This is a genomic window from Acidovorax sp. LjRoot38, from assembly GCF_964252975.1.
Taxonomy (GTDB): Bacteria; Pseudomonadota; Gammaproteobacteria; order Burkholderiales; family Burkholderiaceae_C; genus Acidovorax; species Acidovorax facilis.
This window is the reverse complement of record NZ_CAXUPT020000004.1, coordinates 438,188-453,823: the sequence shown is the minus strand read 5'-3', so window position 1 is coordinate 453,823 and position 15,636 is coordinate 438,188. Positions and strand designations below refer to the sequence as shown.

The 15,636-nt window shown below is 66.0% G+C and carries 12 protein-coding genes; 10 read left to right on the top strand and 2 right to left on the bottom strand.

Going from position 1 to position 15,636, the window contains the following annotated elements:
• Nucleotides 1-78 precede the first annotated feature (78 nt).
• The 4 genes from ACSQ22_RS09775 to ACSQ22_RS09760 are packed head-to-tail and all read left to right on the top strand — an operon-like array spanning nucleotide 79 to nucleotide 4,039.
• Nucleotides 79-1,221 (top strand): NAD(P)/FAD-dependent oxidoreductase, encoded by a 1,143-nt coding sequence (locus tag ACSQ22_RS09775; protein WP_255669567.1) that lies wholly within the window; start codon nucleotides 79-81, stop codon nucleotides 1,219-1,221.
• A complete protein-coding gene (gluQRS, locus tag ACSQ22_RS09770; protein WP_431152901.1) occupies nucleotides 1,218-2,195 on the top strand; it encodes a tRNA glutamyl-Q(34) synthetase GluQRS in 978 nt (325 codons plus the stop codon). Before ACSQ22_RS09775 ends, gluQRS begins: the two co-directional genes overlap by 4 nt.
• Nucleotides 2,192-2,953 carry a tRNA (guanosine(46)-N7)-methyltransferase TrmB gene (trmB, locus tag ACSQ22_RS09765; protein ID WP_055398104.1) on the top strand — a complete coding sequence of 254 codons (762 nt, stop codon included), beginning with the start codon at nucleotides 2,192-2,194 and terminating at the stop codon, nucleotides 2,951-2,953. The genes gluQRS and trmB overlap by 4 nt, the downstream gene beginning before the upstream one ends.
• Before the next feature lie 33 nt (nucleotides 2,954-2,986).
• On the top strand, nucleotides 2,987-4,039 hold the full coding sequence (locus ACSQ22_RS09760; RefSeq protein WP_055398103.1) for a GGDEF domain-containing protein: 1,053 nt from the start codon (nucleotides 2,987-2,989) through the stop codon (nucleotides 4,037-4,039).
• 140 nt (nucleotides 4,040-4,179) lie between these two features.
• On the opposite strand, the gene ACSQ22_RS09755 is transcribed toward ACSQ22_RS09760, so the two are convergent.
• Nucleotides 4,180-7,173 carry an HD domain-containing phosphohydrolase gene (locus ACSQ22_RS09755; RefSeq protein ID WP_436130174.1) on the bottom strand — a complete coding sequence of 998 codons (2,994 nt, stop codon included), beginning with the start codon at nucleotides 7,171-7,173 and terminating at the stop codon, nucleotides 4,180-4,182.
• Nucleotides 7,174-7,273: 100 nt separating this feature from the next.
• The gene (alaS, locus tag ACSQ22_RS09750; RefSeq protein WP_436130173.1) at nucleotides 7,274-9,901 is read right to left on the bottom strand and encodes an alanine--tRNA ligase; all 2,628 of its coding nucleotides are present in this window, start codon (nucleotides 9,899-9,901) and stop codon (nucleotides 7,274-7,276) included.
• A 255-nt stretch (nucleotides 9,902-10,156) separates the two neighbouring features.
• Here alaS and ACSQ22_RS09745 point away from each other — a divergent pair, with 255 nt between their 5' ends.
• From ACSQ22_RS09745 to ACSQ22_RS09720, 6 genes are all read left to right on the top strand, one after another.
• Nucleotides 10,157-11,074: a dihydrodipicolinate synthase family protein gene (locus tag ACSQ22_RS09745; RefSeq protein ID WP_010458555.1), complete on the top strand. Its 918-nt coding sequence runs from the start codon at nucleotides 10,157-10,159 to the stop codon at nucleotides 11,072-11,074.
• A gap of 34 nt (nucleotides 11,075-11,108) precedes the next feature.
• Complete coding sequence (locus tag ACSQ22_RS09740; protein ID WP_436130172.1) at nucleotides 11,109-12,056, top strand: 4-hydroxyproline epimerase; 948 nt, start codon at nucleotides 11,109-11,111, stop codon at nucleotides 12,054-12,056.
• Between the two features lie 28 nt (nucleotides 12,057-12,084).
• Entirely contained in the window at nucleotides 12,085-13,200 is a 1,116-nt protein-coding gene (locus ACSQ22_RS09735; RefSeq protein WP_436130171.1) for an NAD(P)/FAD-dependent oxidoreductase, read from the top strand.
• On the top strand, nucleotides 13,197-13,484 hold the full coding sequence (locus ACSQ22_RS09730; protein ID WP_199731199.1) for a (2Fe-2S)-binding protein: 288 nt from the start codon (nucleotides 13,197-13,199) through the stop codon (nucleotides 13,482-13,484). Before ACSQ22_RS09735 ends, ACSQ22_RS09730 begins: the two co-directional genes overlap by 4 nt.
• A complete protein-coding gene (locus ACSQ22_RS09725) occupies nucleotides 13,481-14,848 on the top strand; it encodes an FAD-dependent oxidoreductase (RefSeq protein ID WP_436130170.1) in 1,368 nt (455 codons plus the stop codon). The genes ACSQ22_RS09730 and ACSQ22_RS09725 overlap by 4 nt, the downstream gene beginning before the upstream one ends.
• A gap of 150 nt (nucleotides 14,849-14,998) precedes the next feature.
• Nucleotides 14,999-15,634, top strand: coding sequence for a TRAP transporter small permease (locus ACSQ22_RS09720; protein WP_436130169.1), 636 nt, complete (start codon nucleotides 14,999-15,001; stop codon nucleotides 15,632-15,634).
• Nucleotides 15,635-15,636: the final 2 nt, after the last annotated feature.

Here is a 15,636-nt window from a genome sequence, read left to right as displayed (position 1 = left end):
GGGTGATACCGCGTGTAGAGTGGTTCCTGTTGGTTTTGTATTGCATCTCGCTTGCCGACCGTCACCGAAAGGCCTCCCATGAGCAAACCCGATCCTCTTCCCGCCAAACGGCTCCGACGCAACACTGCACTGGCAACCCCCCCCGTTGCAGCCCCCGCAGCCCCCACCACGTTCTCTGGCAAACCCCAGCGCCACTTCGCCATCATCGGCGCTGGCATGGCTGGTATTGCCTGTGCACGCACCCTGGTGCAGGCCGGGCACCGCGTGACGGTGTTCGAGAAATCCTCCCAGGCGGGCGGCCGCACTGCCACCATCGACACCCCTTTTGGCAACTTTGATGCGGGTGCCCAGTACTTCACCGTGCGCGACCCGCGTTTTGCCCGCGCCATCGACACCGTGCCCGGCATCTGCAAGCGCTGGAGCGCCAATTCCGTGCAGGTGCTGGACGCCGCAGGCCGTGTGGCCGCTGCGGGCCTGCCCCACCGCGAAGCACACTGGGTGGCCAGCCCAGGCATGCAGTCCCTGGTGGGCGCCTGGGCCGAGCCGCTGCTCAAGGCCGGCCAGCTCATCACCCACACCCGCGTCACCTCCATTGAGCCCGATTCGTTGAACGCCCCTGGCTGGCAACTGCGCACCGAAGGGCCTGCGGGCAGCCAGCACGTCTATGCCGGTTTCGACGCTGTGCTGCTGGCCCAGCCTTCGGTGCCCGCCCAGGCCCTGCTGGCCAGCTCGGCGGTGGACACCCCGCTGACCGACGCCCTGTCCAAGGTGGCCATTGCCCCCTGCTGGACACTGATGCTGGCCTACCCGCAGGCCGTGCGCCCCGGCCTGACCACGCTGGGCCCGCAGTGGAATGCGGCACGCAGCACACACCACCGCATCGCCTGGCTGGCGCGCGAGTCGTCCAAGCCCGGCCGCAATGTGGTCGAACGCTGGACGGTGCAGGCCAGCCCCGCCTGGTCTGCCGAACACCTCGAAGACGACGAAGCCCGCGTGCAGGCCAAGCTCATCAAGGCCTTTGCCGAAGTCACGGGCATTCGTGCCGCCCCCGCCCATGCGGACACACGCCGCTGGCGCTATGCCCAGACCACCCACCCGCTGGGCAAGAGCCACCTGTGGGACAAATCCATGGGCCTGGGTGCATGTGGTGACTGGTGCCTGGGGCACCGGGTTGAAGACGCCTTCGTGTCGGGACTGGAACTGGCACTTGCCGTGGCATGACGGCCGAGGTGGGCGCTGCACGGCGCTACGTGGGCCGGTTTGCCCCTTCGCCCACGGGGCCGCTGCATGCGGGCTCCCTGGTAGCGGCCCTCGCCAGCTGGCTGGACGCGCGGGCACACCGGGGCCAGTGGCTTGTTCGCATTGAAGATGTGGACACACCCCGCTGCGTGCCGGGGGCGGACCGGCTCATCCTGCAACAGCTGGCCAGCTGCGGCATGGTGCCCGACGCTCCCCCCCAATGGCAGTCCACCCGCAGCCCGCTCTACCAGCGGGCGCTGGACCAATTGGTAGCCCAAGGCCACGCCTACCCCTGCGCCTGCTCGCGCAAGGATATCGAAGACGCCCATGCCGCCCAGGGCCACACGCGTGAGCGCCATGCCGCGCTGCCTTACCCAGGCACCTGTCGCCACGGGCTGCAGGGCCGCGCCGGGCGCGCATGGCGGTTCAATGTCACAGATTTCAAGCAAAAACAGGCCCTGGCGCTTGATGGCAAAGCGCCAGTAGCTGCAAAAATCATAGCAAATCATCTCCTGCAGTGGGAGGACCGCCGCCTGGGTCTGCAGCAGCAGGACGTGGAACAAGCGGTGGGTGATTTCATCCTGCGCCGGGCCGACGGGCTCTGGGCCTACCAGCTCGCCGTGGTGGTGGACGACGCCGACCAGGGCGTCACCGATGTGGTGCGCGGCGAAGACCTGGCCGACAACACCCCGCGCCAGATCTTGCTGCAGCAGGCCCTGGGCGTGCCCACGCCCCGCTACCTGCACACCCCGCTGGTGTGTGGCGACAACGGCGAAAAACTCTCCAAGCAGAACGGCGCCCGCGCGCTGGACCTGTCCCACCCGCTGCAGGCTCTGAACGATGCCGCGCGGGTGCTGGGCCTGCCATCGCTGCCTGCCCCGCACAGCCCTGGCATCTCTGACGCACTGACCCTGTGGGTCGCCGCGTGGCGACGAAACTACAATGGCGCACCGTGACCGAACTGACCCCTACCGCTTCCGCCCCCACCGCTGCGCCCGCTGCAGCCCCCGCGACGACATCTGGCGGGGTTCCCGCTGGCGTGACCCACCCCAAGACCATCAAAAGCTTTGTGCGCCGTGCTGGCCGCACCACCACGGGCCAGGCCAAGGCCTTTGAAGACTTCGGCCCCCGCTTTGTCCTGCCGTATGCCCCGGCGCCGCTCGACGCCGCTTCGGCCTTTGGCCGCACGGCACCGCTGATTCTCGAAATTGGCTTTGGCATGGGCGAGGCCACGGCCCACATCGCCCGCGTGCGCCCCGATGACAACTTCCTGTGCTGCGAGGTGCACGAGCCGGGGGTGGGCGCACTGCTCAAGCGCATTGGCGAACAGGAGCTGACCAACATCCGCATCCTGCAGCACGACGCCGTGGAGGTCATCGACCACATGCTGCCCGAGGGCAGCCTGGACGGTGTGCACATCTTCTTTCCCGACCCCTGGCACAAGACCAAACACAACAAGCGCCGCCTGATTCAGGGCCCGCTGGTGGCCAAGCTGGCGGCCCGCCTCAAGCCCGGTGGCTACCTGCACTGCGCGACCGACTGGCAGCCCTATGCCGAGCAGATGCTGCAGGTGCTGGGCGCCGAACCCCTGTTGCAGAACACCGCCACGGACTTTGCTCCGCAGCCCGACTATCGGCCCCTGACCAAGTTCGAGAACCGGGGCCTGCGGCTGGGGCATGGCGTGTGGGATGTTGTGTTCGTGCGACGACATTGACAAGCTGTGCCTAGTGCTCCACCGTACATCCCAATGAAGCCCATTCTCCAGAACCTGGTGGAAATGACTGGCCACCGCGACCACTTGCGGTTGGAGGTGTCGGTGCTGTCCACGCTGCAAACGCTCAGTGGCATCGTTGAAGTGCGCGCGCTGGAGCTTTTCACCGTTGACGGCGTGGCCCATGTACGCCCCCGTTCCTGGGTTGAGGACGGACAGCTCGTCTCGACCGATTCCGAAGCCGCCGCAGACCCTCGCCGCGAAACGCTGGAAAAATACCCCGCACTTCGCGATTGCGTAGCCAGCCAGGGGGACAGCGCCCTCGCATCGCCCCGCAGGGGGCGCCATGTGCTCTGGCTGCCGGTGTGGATGCATGACAAGGTCACCACCTGTCTGGAGATCACGCAGTCGCGCGCGTTCTCGGCGCACAAGCTGGAAGTGCTCAAGGGCGTGTTCCAGGTCTACCAGAACTACCAGAGCCTGCTGGACTACAGCGAACGCGACGCCCTCACCGGCCTGTTCAACCGCAAGACCTTCGATGAGCAGTTCTCGCGCCATGCGCTCAATGGCCTTTCCAGTGGCCGCCCGGGCACTGTTACCGAATCTCTTCCCCCCGAAGAAGGCTCACAGCCCGGCGAGCCCGTGCAGCAATGGCTGGCGGTGGTGGATATCGATCACTTCAAGCAGGTCAACGACCGCTTTGGCCACCTGTATGGCGACGAAGTGCTGATCCTGATTGCCAACATCCTGCGCAGCTCGTTTCGCAGCCACGACCGCATCTTCCGCTTTGGCGGCGAAGAATTCGTGGTGCTGCTGCGCTCCACCACGCTCAGCACCGCCCACAAGGTGTTCAACCGCTTCCGGCTTGCGGTGCAGGAATACAACTTCCCGCAGGTGGGCCAGGTCACGGTGAGCCTGGGTTTTGTGAGCACCATGCAGGGTTCGCCCGTGGAGATACTGGGGCAGGCCGACCAGGCGCTGTATTACGCCAAAGAGCACGGACGCAACCAGGTCTGCTTTTATGACGACCTGGTGGCCAGCGGCCAGCTGGCCGCCAAGGTGGCCAACGACGACGTCGAGCTGTTCTGAAGCTACCCAGGCGGAGCGAAAGGGCACCAATGCCCGCCTCCAGCGCATTGGCTCATTGGCTCATTGGCTCATTGGCTCATTGGCTCATTGGCTCATTGGCTCATTGGCTCATTGGCTCATTGGCTCATTGGCTCATTGGCTCATTGGCTCAACGACTCCAGGATCGCCTCCACATCCACTGCGTCCCGCTGCGCAGCAGGCAAGAACTGCTCCGCATACTCACGCCAGACCCCGCTGCGCAGGAAGAAGCGGAACACCTCGGCATCGATATGGCGTTCGCGCACCATGTGGCCCATGATCTTGAGCGATTCCGACAAAGTCTTGGGCGGCTTGTAGGGCCGGTCTGCCGCCGTCAAGGCCTCGAAGATATCGGCCAGTGTCATCACCCTGTCTGCCAGCGTCAGCTCTGAAGCCTTCAGGCGCCGGGGGTAGCCCGTACCGTCCAGTTTTTCATGGTGCGAGCCCGCAATCGACGGTACGCGCGCCAGATGCGGCGGGAACGGCAGGCCGCTGAGCATGACGATGGTCTGCACGATGTGATCGTTGATCTTGAAACGGTCTTCTGCAGTGAGCGTGCCGCGCTGGATCGACAGATTGTGCAGCTCGCCGAGGTGGGCTTGTTGCGGTGGCAGCACCATGTCAAAGCTCCACAGGTTGGCCGGGTTGCCAACCTCCACCGGCGGTTTGCGGGCACCCCAGGGTACGATGTGTTCAGGCCGATCTGCCAGCAGGGGCTCATTGGCGGGCAAGGGGCGCGTCGGCACATTCGCCAGCCGCCCCAATTCGGCTGCTGACAAGCCCAGCCGGTCATCAAAATGCCGCTGCCACACCTGGCGCCCGATGGTGGCCAGCCGCTTGATGTCGGCATCGGCCATGAACTCACCGCCCACATTGCTGCGGGCCACAAAGGCAAATTCTTCCTGCAGGCGGTCGCGCTGCTGCAAAAGCTCGCGCTGCAGCCGCACCGGGTCCACGCCGGACACGTGCTGCTTCCAGTAGTCCAGCTCCGCGTCGCGCCACAGCACCTCAAAGCGCATGCGCACCTCATGGATGCGGTTGTAAAGCGCCTCCAGCTTGGTCGCCTTGTCGATGATGTGCTCGGGGCTGGTGACCTTGCCACAGTCGTGCAGCCACGCGCCCAGGCGGAATTCGTAGCGCTCGGCATCCGTCATGGCGACGTGGGCAAATGGACCTTCCTCGGCCTCACACAGGCGCTGCATCAGGGATTCCGCCAACTGGGGCACCCGCTCGCAGTGGCCGCCGGTGTAAGGGCTCTTGGCGTCGATCGCGTCCGCCAGCAGGCGGATGACGGCATCGAACAGCTTCTTTTGCCCTTCGATCAAACTGCGCGTCTCGATGGCGACCGACAACGTGCCCGAGAGTTTCTCGACAAACGCCCGGAAGTGGACATCGTCCTGCTGCTGGTCCGCACGGTAGCGCAGCACCAGCAGGCCCAGCGGTTGGCCATCGCGCGTGCGTAGCTGCACGCGCAGCACGCGCTGGGGCGTGGCCTGGTCGTCATCAGGGTGCTGGTCGCCGTCGTGCGGCTCGGCAGGGTTGATGAAAAACACCATGGGCAGGTGCTCCGGGTAGAGCGACTGGTGCTCAGGATCTTCGCAATACCTTGCCGTGCGCAGCAGGCCCGCGCGCTGAGCCTCTACCAGGTACACCGCACCGCCGGTGCAGCTGGTGGCGCGCACCAGCTCGTAGAGCACGCTCGACAGCATGAGGTCCAGGCGCGACTCGGCGCTGATGTGGTGCGTGATGTGCAGGAACTCCTGGATGGTGTCGGACATGCGGTCCATCACCTGACCCAGTGCGCGCACCTCGCGCACGCGCGACATGTGGTGTTGTGTCGGCCGCCGGAAATCAAACCGTGCCAAGGCCTGCGCCTGCGTGGCCAGCCCCGACAGGCTGCGCCCCACACGCCTCCCGGCCAACCACCCAAAAGGCAGCATCAGCGCGATGAGCCCCAGGGACAGCCATACCTGGCGCTGCAAGTTTTGGTTCACATCCGCCAGCAGTTCCCGGGTGGGAATGGCCATCAGGATGTGCAGCCCCTCCCAGCGCTGCGACTTGAGTGACATGACCTTGGCCAGCCACTCCTCGCCACCTGCCACAAAGCGGCGCGAAGGCCCCTCTTTCATGTCCAAGCTGTGCAGGGCCTGCAGGCTTGGCACCCCCAGGCCGTCGAGTGTGCGCAGCTTGAGGCTGGGCTGGTCGCCATCCTCACGCACCAGCACGCGGGACATGTCCGGGTAGGCCAGCACGCGCTGGTCCTGGTCCACCACAGCGATCTCGGTGCGCGGCATCAGCCGCAGCTCGCCGATCTCGCGGCCCAGGTCGGTGAGCGCAACATCCAGGCCGATCACAGCACGGCCGTCTTCGCTGGGCTGGCTCAGCGTAACGCCGACCTCCTGCGTGGTGAAAAACACATAGGGGGCAGTGAGGACCTGCGTGTTTTTCTCAGCCGCCTCGGCATACCACGGGCGGGACCGGGGGTCATAGCGGTAGCCGGGACGCACGGAGGAATCGATGAGACGCAGCTGTGCGTCGTAATAGTTCCAGCGCCCCACCAGGCCCATCAGACCCGCCGCGCTGCGCTCCCGCGCCATCGACTGCACCAGGAATGCAGCCTCCGCAGGCGCCTGAAGCCGTGCCCGCAGCGCAGCGTTGCGCAGCGGACGCATGAGCAAAAACTGCCCGTCGGAATACCCGATGAAGACCGCCGACAGCAAAGCGTTCTGCTCCAGCAGGCGCACAAACACCGGCAGGCGGCGCAGCCGCGCCTGGAGGGTGGTGGCCGAAGCAATGGGATCAAACGCCAGCAGCCGCAGCGTGGCATCCGCCGGGTCGACGATATGGTGCACCCGCTCGCTGATCAACAGGCTGATGTGCTGCGCACTGTCGTCCGACGCCGCGATGATGGCCTGCCGCGCGCTGGTGCCTACCTGGTAGACCAAGAGCACCGTGAGCAGCAGCATGGCAGATACCACCACCGAGGCAATCACCACCTCGAACGGAACGGTGATGCGCCGCCACCAGGGCAGTTCGGCCCCTCCCGAATCAGGCGGACCGGAACGGGTGCCGTGGGCGGGCACCGGCTCTTGCGGACTTTCGCGCAGGGGGTCCATGCGCTTGAATGTAGGGGGAAAGCCGGTTTTCCGTCACCCTATTTTTGGCAGAAATGGCTGCCACACCACAGCGGCTGGTGCCGCTATGGTGACCGGTACATCAGCCCAGTTGCTGCGTGACCCAGCCTGTCACCGAAGCCAGCGCCGCCGGCAGCTTGGAGGCATCGGTGCCGCCGGCCATGGCCATGTCGGGCTTGCCGCCGCCTTTGCCACCCACTTGCTGGGCCACAAAGTTGACCAGCTCGCCGGCCTTGACCTTGCCCACGCTGTCGGCCGTCACGCCTGCAGCGATCTGCACCTTGTCGCCATCCACGGCGGCCAGCACGATGGCAGCGGTCTTGAGCTTGTCCTTGAGCTTGTCCATGGTGTCGCGCAGGGTCTTGGCGTCGGCACCCGGCAGCGCGGCAGCCAGAACCTTGAGGCCCTTCACATCCACGGCCTGATTCACCAACTCGTCGCCCTGGCTGGAGGCCAGCTTACCCTTCAAGGCAGCCACTTCCTTTTCGAGCGCGCGGGCGTTGTCCAGCGCCTGGCTGATGCGGCCGTTGAGCTCGGCCACCGGCGCCTTGAGCGTGCTGGCGGCCTGGTTTACGGTGTCTTCCAGGTTCTGCAAGTACGCCAGTGCGTTGGCGCCGGTCACGGCCTCAATGCGGCGGATGCCAGCAGCCACCCCGCCCTCGCCCACCACCTTGAACAGGCCGATGTCGCCCGTGCGCTGCACGTGCGTGCCGCCGCACAGTTCACGGCTGGTGCCGATGTCCAGCACGCGCACGGTTTCGCCGTACTTCTCGCCAAACAGCATCATGGCGCCGGTCTTCTGGGCCGACTCGATGTCCATCACGCGCGCTTGCGTGGGCTGGTTGGCCAGGATTTCTTCGTTGACGCGGCGCTCAATCTCGCGGATCTCGGCCGCCGTCACGGCTCCGTTGTGCGTGAAGTCAAAACGCGTGCGGTCGGCATTGACCAAGCTACCCTTTTGCTGCACATGGCTGCCCAGCACTTCGCGCAGGGCCTTGTGCATGATGTGCGTGACCGAGTGGTTGCGCATGGTGGCAGCGCGCACGGCGGTGTTGACCTGGGCCTGCACGGTGTCGCCCACGTTCAGCGTGCCCTCTTCGAGCGTGCCGTGGTGGCCAAACACATCGGCTTTGATCTTGAGCGTGTCACCCACCGCAAAGCGTGCCGACCCGCTGGTGATGACACCTTCGTCGCCCACCTGGCCGCCGCTTTCGGCATAGAACGGGGTGGTGTCCAGCACCACCACACCGTTTTGGCCGGCTTTCAGGGCCGCAGCGCTTGTTCCATCTACATAGATTGCTACGATTTTTGCAGTCTCTGCGAGCTGTTCGTAGCCCGTGAACTGGTTGGCGGCACCGGTGTACTCCAGCGCCTTGTCCATCTTGAACTTGCCGGCCGCGCGGGCCTGGGCCTTCTGCTTTTCCATGGCGGTCTTGAAGCCGGCCTCGTCCACTTCCACGTCGCGCTCGCGGCAGACGTCATTGGTCAGGTCGAGCGGGAAGCCGTAGGTGTCGTGCAGCTTGAAGGCCACGTCGCCGGGCAGCACCTTGGCACCGCCGTCCAGGGTAGCGTCCAGGATTTCCATGCCGTTGGCCAGCGTCTCGAAGAAGCGCTCTTCTTCCACCTTGAGCACCTCGGTGATGCGCTGTTCCTGCTCGCGCAGGGATGGGTAAGCATCGCCCATCAGGCGCACCAGGTCGGCCACCAGCTTGTGGAAGAACGGCGTCTTCTTGCCCAGCTTGTAGCCGTGGCGGATGGCCCGGCGCACGATGCGGCGCTGCACGTAGCCACGGCCTTCGTTGCTGGGGATCACACCGTCGCTCACCAAAAACGCTGTGGCGCGGATGTGGTCAGCGATCACGCGCAGGCTCTTGTTGTTCAGGTCCGTCACGCCGGTCTCACGGCCAGCGGCCTTGATGAGCGCGTCGAACAGGTCGATCTCGTAGTTGCTGTGCACGTGCTGCAGGATGGCGGCCAGGCGCTCCAGGCCCATGCCGGTGTCCACGCAGGGCGCGGGCAGCGGCGTGACGGCGCCGGTTTCGTCCATGTTGAACTGCATGAACACGTTGTTCCAGATCTCGATGAAGCGGTCGCCGTCTTCATCGGGGCTGCCGGGAGGGCCACCCGCAATGTGCGGGCCGTGGTCATAGAAGATTTCGCTGCAGGGGCCGCAGGGGCCGGTGTCGGCCATCATCCAGAAGTTGTCGGACTTGTAGCGGCCGCCCTTGTTGTCGCCGATGCGGATCACGCGCTCGGGTGGCAAGCCGATTTCCTTGGTCCAGATGTCGTAGGCCTCATCGTCTTCCTGGTAGACCGTGGCCAGCAGACGCTCTGGCGGCAGCTTGTAGACCTCGGTCAGCAGCTCCCAGGCCCACTTGAGCGATTCGCGCTTGAAGTAGTCGCCAAACGACCAGTTGCCCAGCATCTCAAAGAAGGTGTGGTGGCGCGCGGTGTAGCCCACGTTTTCCAGGTCGTTGTGCTTGCCACCCGCACGCAGGCAGGCCTGAACCGACACCGCCCGGTTGTACGAGCGCTTGTCGGTGCCCAGGAACACGTCCTTGAACTGCACCATGCCCGAGTTGGTGAACATCAGCGTGGGATCGTTGCCGGGCACCAGGGGGCTCGACGGCACCACGGTGTGGCCCTTGGAGACGAAGAAGTCCAGGAAGGACTTGCGGATGTCAGCGACAGAAAAAGTGGGAGTGCTCATGGTGTTGTGGAGTGGTTGCACGCAGCAGGCAGGCCGCAGGACCCGCGCCTGCGCGCTGCCTGTCGCTGCCCCTATGGGGACCAACCTTTCATTATAGGTTTGCAGGCTGGCGGTCCGTGGCGGGAGGGCGACAGGGCGGGGATAGACGCCCCCACTCCATGCGCCAACGGATGCGGAAAAATTCGCTTGCGCGCTTTAAATATCTTGTTAATATATTAGTAACTGAAACCCTCCCACTCATCCAAGGAGCCCCTCGTGAACCCACAACCCCGCTGGCAAGGCATCTTCCCCGCCATCACCACCAAGTTCCACGCCGACGAGTCCATCGACGCCGAGGGCACAGCCCGCCACATCGACTTTCAGATCCGCAACGGCATCCACGGGCTGGTCACCTGCGGTTCTCTCGGCGAGGCCAGCACCCTCACGCTGGAAGAAAAGCTCCAGGTTGCCAAGATCGCCCTCGAAGCCGCTGACGGCCGCGTACCCGTGCTCGCCAACGTGTCCGAAACCAGCACCCGCGAGGCCCTGCGCTACATCGACGGCGGTAACAAGCTCGGTGTGGCCGGCTACATGGTCATGCCCTCGGTGATCTACGTGGCCGATGCCCGCGAGGCCATGGCCAATGTGCGCGCCATGGCGGGCGCCGCCCAGCGCCCCCTCATGGTCTACAACAACCCTGTGGCCTACCGCGTGGACCTGAAACCCGAGCACATGGTGGAGCTGGCCGACTGCGAGTGGATCGCCGCCATCAAGGAAAGCACCGGCGACATCCGCCGCATCACCGACCTGCGCAACACTGTGGGCGACCGCTACCAGCTCTTCCTGGGCGTGGACGACCTGGCTTACGAAGGCCTGGCCCTGGGCTGCGACGGCCTGCTGGCCGGCGTGGGCTGCGCCTTCCCGCGCGAGACCGTGGCGCTGTACGACCTGATGAAAGCGGGTAAATTTGCCGAGGCGCTGCCGCTCTACCAGTGGATGACGCCTATGCTGCACCTGGATGTGTCCAACAAGCTCGTGCAGAACCTCAAGCTCATCGACGCACTGGTGGGTGTGGGCACCGAACACATGCGCCGCCCCCGCCTGCCCCTGGTGGGCGAAGAACGTGCGTTTGTGGAGAGCGTGGTGCGCAAGGCCCTGGCCACACGCCCCACAAAATACCAATCTGTAGCCTGAGACACTGAGCGCCCTACTCCACCACCACAGCACCATGCAACGCATCCACGTGATCGACTCCCACACGGGCGGCGAGCCGACCCGGCTTGTCATCGACGGTTTTCCGGACCTGGGCACTGGCACCATGGCCGAACGGCGTGCGCTGCTGGCCGAGCGCCACGATGCCTGGCGGGCCGCCACCGTGCTGGAACCGCGTGGCAGCGATGTGGTGGTGGGGGCGCTGCTCTGCGCGCCGCAAGACCCGGCCAATGCAGCGGGCGTGATCTTCTTCAACAACAGCGGCTACCTGGGCATGTGTGGCCACGGCACCATCGGGCTGATCGCATCGCTCGCCTACCTGGGCCGCATCACCCCTGGCGAGCACCGCATCGAAACCCCGGTGGGCACCGTAACCACCACCCTGCACACCGATGGCTCTGTCAGCGTGCGCAACGTGCCGGCCTACCGCCTGCACCATCAACTGGCGGTGGATGTGCCCGGCTACGGCCGCGTGGTGGGCGATGTGGCCTGGGGCGGCAACTGGTTCTTCCTGATCTCAGACCACGGCCAGCGTGTAGCCAGTGACAACCTGGAGGCGTTGATGGCCTACAGCTGCGCCGTGCAGCAAGCCCTCAAAGACCAGGGCATTCGGGGCGACAACGGCGGCGAGATTGACCACATCGAGCTGTTTGCCGACGACGACCGGGCCGATGACCCCGCCGACAGCCGTAACTATGTGCTGTGTCCCGGCAAGGCCTATGACCGCTCGCCCTGTGGCACGGGCACCAGCGCCAAGGTGGCCTGCCTGGCGGCTGACGGCAAGCTGGCACCGGGCGCACTCTGGCGCCAGGCCAGCATCATCGGCAGCCAGTTCGAGGCCAGCTACACGCTGCAGGACGATGGCAAGGTCATCCCCACCTTGCGGGGCCGCGCGCACATGAGCGCCGACGCTACTTTGCTGATTGAAGACAAGGACCCCTTCGGCTGGGGCATCCGGCTTTAACCCGACCCTGCTGCTGCACCCGCGCCCCATGCAACACACCGATGTCCTTGTGATTGGCGCTGGCATCGTGGGTGCCGCCTGCGCCCATGCGCTGGTGTCGGCCGGGTTGTCGGTCTGCGTCATCGATGCGCGCCTCGGCGGTGCCACTGCGGCGGGCATGGGCCATCTGGTGGTGATGGATGACAACCCTGCCGAGCTGGCGCTGAGCCAGACGTCGCTGGACCTCTGGCACACCTGGGCACCCCACATGGATGCGGGCTGTGCTTTCACGCCCTGCGGCACGCTCTGGCTGGCCGCCAACGATGCAGAGCTGCAGGCGGCCCATGACAAACGCAGCACCCTGCAAGCACACGGAATCGCCTGCGACATGCTCGACGCGGCCGCCCTGTCCCGCGCAGAACCCGCACTGCGCCCCGGTCTGGCGGGTGCGCTCAAGGTGCAGGGGGATAGCGTGGTCTACGCCCCGCGCGCAGCCCAGTGGCTGCTGGACCGGGCCGCAGCCCACGGACACCTTGTGTTGGAGCAAGCTGAAGCGATGCAGATCGACGGCCACACCGTCACCCTGCGCGACGGAAGCCAGCGCAGCGCAGGCGCCATCGTGCTGGCCGGCGGCATCCAGGCCCCGCAGCTGTGCCCCGGCCTGCCGTTGCGGCCCAAGAAGGGCCACCTCGTCATCACCGACCGCTACCCAGGCACCGTGCACCACCAGCTGGTGGAGCTGGGCTACATCACCAGAGCGCACCACAGCGACGGTACCTCCGTGGCCTTCAACGTGCAGCCCCGGCCCACAGGGCAGTTGCTGATCGGCTCGTCGCGCGAGTTCGACACCACCGACCTCGCCGTCAACAACGCCGTGATGGCGCGCATGCTGCAACGGGCACTCGACTACCTGCCAGGCTTGGCCGACCTCAACGCCATCCGCACCTGGACCGGCTTTCGCGCCGCCACGCCTGACAGCCTGCCGCTGATTGGCGCGCACCCCGAACACCCGCACCTGTGGCTGGCCGTGGGACATGAAGGACTGGGGGTGACCACCGCCCCGGCCACCGCGCAGTTGCTGGCGGCCCAGATCGCAGGGTGCACCCCGGCGATCGACCCCACGCCCTATGCCCCTGCACGCTTTGCAGGCCTGAGCACACCATGACCGCATCCAGAACACCCGCCCTGGTGCACATCGTGGTGAATGGCACACCACTGCAAGTGCCCGCAGGGACCAGCGTCGCCGCCGCGCTGGCGCAGCAAACTCCAGGCACCACGCGCACTTCCATCACTGGCGAGCCACGGGCGCCGCTGTGTGGCATGGGTGTGTGCCACGAATGCAGGGTCCGCATCCACGGCCGCACCCGCCTGGCGTGCCAGACGGTCTGCACCGAGGGCATGTCGATTCACACCGATGTCGGCACAGCACCCGGGAGCGCCACACCATGAACCAGCCCGTGACCCCACCCATGACCGAGCAACACTCGGCGCACGAGCGCTGCGACATCCTCATCATCGGCGCGGGCCCCGCAGGTTTGGCGGCTGCCCTCGCTGCCGCGCCCGGCGGGGCAGCGATCACCATCGTGGACGACAACCCGCAGCCCGGTGGGCAAATCTGGCGCGACGGCCCCCAGGTGGTCTTGCCCGCCCTGGCGCAACAGCACCGCGCGGCGCTGGCCCGGCACACCAACATCCGCCTGCTGCCTGGCACCCGCGTGGTGGGCCTGGGTGATTCCCAACCCAGCGACAAGGCCCCTACCCTGCTGCTGGAAGACGCAGACCGGGGCTGGACGCAGCACAGCCACCGCATCATCCTGTGCACCGGAGCCCGCGAGCTGCTGCTGCCATTTCCGGGCTGGACGTTGCCCGGTGTGACGGGTGCAGGCGCCTTGCAGGCCCTCATCAAGGCAGGGCTCGACGTGCGCGGCCAGCGCATCGTCATTGCAGGCACAGGCCCTCTGCTGCTGGCCGCTGCCGCCACCGCCAACAAAGCGGGTGCCACCGTGGTGCGCGTGGCGGAGCAGGCGCCATGGAGCGCGCTCGCTGGCTTTGCAGCGCAACTGCCGCGCTGGCCTGCCAAGGCGTTGCAAGCCCTCACGCTGCTTCACGCACAGTTGCGCGCCAGCAGGCATGTGCTGGAAGTCCAAGGCACCACGCAGGTGCAAACAGTGAGGCTGCGCAAAGGCCAACACGCCGAAGAAACCATGGCTTGCGACCGCGTGGCCTGCGGGTTCGGGCTGGTGCCCAACACCCACCTGGGACAGATGCTGGGCTGCACACTGGGCGGGCCGCTCAGCGGTGGCCAGGGCCTGGCTGTCGATGCCCACATGCGCACCAGCGTGCCCGGTGTGTTCGCCGCGGGTGAAGCCACCGGCTTTGGCGGCAGCGAACGTGCACTGGTTCAGGGCGCCATGGCAGGACATGTGGCAGCGGGACAGGTGCAACAGGCCCAGGCGCTGCGCCCGCAACTGGCACGCTGGGAGGGCTTTGCGCAGGCGCTGCACGCTTCTTTTCCACTGAACAAAGCACTCAAAACCCTGGCGCAACCCGGCACCCTGGTGTGCCGCTGCGAAGACGTGCCCTACGCTGCACTGGCCGATCGCGACGGCTGGATCGATGCCAAGCTCCACACCCGCTGCGGCATGGGCGCGTGCCAGGGCCGCATTTGCGGCGCTGCCGCACAGCACCTGTTTGGCTGGACGCCTGCGCCCCCACGGCATCTGCTGGCGCCCACACGCATTGGCACGCTGGCCGCCTGCACGCCCGCGCCCACCACCAGCGCTCAGCGCGGGCCCGCAACTCCCTCGGGCTGACGCGCGCGCAGCCGTTTTCCCCCGTCCTTCCTTTCAGGGCTTACCCGCACCCAGCAGGCATCCATCTTGCTTTTAAATATATTTGTTAGATATTAAAAAGTACAAGGCTTTTTCTTTCATCGCCGCGCCCTCCTCCCCAGGAACCCCATCATGCCCACGCCCAACAGTCCACCCGCCCCGCAATCTCCGGCGCCGCGCGCTCCCGTCCGCTGGGTGCTGGCGCTGTCCACGCAGGTTCTGCGCATGGAGCGGCACCTGCTCACCGCCCTCATGACGTTGCTGGTGCTGCTGATCCTGCTCAACGTGGTCACGCGCTACACCGGCATGCCGATCTACTGGGTGGACGAGGCGGCGGTCTACACGGTGGTCTGGCTGACCTTTGTGGGCGCCTCGGTCATGACGCGGCTGCGCATGGACTTTGCCGTGACCATGCTGACCGACCACCTCGGCGCGCGGGGTGCCCAGGCGTTCAAGGTGGCAGCCACCTGCGGCGTGCTGCTGTTTGGCCTGGCCATGCTGGCGATGTGCTGGATGTGGATGGACCCCATCGGCATTGCGCGCTACGGCTTTGACGCCAAGGAGTTTGCGGCCGAGAGCTTCAACTTCATCTACACCGAGCGCACCCAGACGCTGAACTGGCCCACCTGGGTGCTGCAGCTGATCCTGCCGATCTTCTCCGCCACCTTCAGTTTGCATGCACTGGCCAACCTGCTCGAAGACATGGGTGTCGCAGAGCGTGTGACGCACTCAGGCTTCGACGTGGTCAGCGCCGACGCCGTGAACTGACT

Excerpts from the sequence above, each read along its gene's own strand:
- ACSQ22_RS09725 (WP_436130170.1), top strand. The coding sequence starts at position 13,481 with ATGAACCAGCCCGTGACCCCACCCATGACCGAGCAACACTCGGCGCAC.
- ACSQ22_RS09775 (WP_255669567.1), top strand. The coding sequence starts at position 79 with ATGAGCAAACCCGATCCTCTTCCCGCCAAACGGCTCCGACGCAACACT.
- ACSQ22_RS09755 (WP_436130174.1), bottom strand. The coding sequence starts at position 7,173 with ATGGACCCCCTGCGCGAAAGTCCGCAAGAGCCGGTGCCCGCCCACGGC.
- ACSQ22_RS09730 (WP_199731199.1), top strand. The coding sequence starts at position 13,197 with ATGACCGCATCCAGAACACCCGCCCTGGTGCACATCGTGGTGAATGGC.
- ACSQ22_RS09740 (WP_436130172.1), top strand. The coding sequence starts at position 11,109 with ATGCAACGCATCCACGTGATCGACTCCCACACGGGCGGCGAGCCGACC.
- gluQRS (WP_431152901.1), top strand. The coding sequence starts at position 1,218 with ATGACGGCCGAGGTGGGCGCTGCACGGCGCTACGTGGGCCGGTTTGCC.
- alaS (WP_436130173.1), bottom strand. The coding sequence starts at position 9,901 with ATGAGCACTCCCACTTTTTCTGTCGCTGACATCCGCAAGTCCTTCCTG.
- ACSQ22_RS09760 (WP_055398103.1), top strand. The coding sequence starts at position 2,987 with ATGAAGCCCATTCTCCAGAACCTGGTGGAAATGACTGGCCACCGCGAC.
- ACSQ22_RS09735 (WP_436130171.1), top strand. The coding sequence starts at position 12,085 with ATGCAACACACCGATGTCCTTGTGATTGGCGCTGGCATCGTGGGTGCC.
- ACSQ22_RS09720 (WP_436130169.1), top strand. The coding sequence starts at position 14,999 with ATGCCCACGCCCAACAGTCCACCCGCCCCGCAATCTCCGGCGCCGCGC.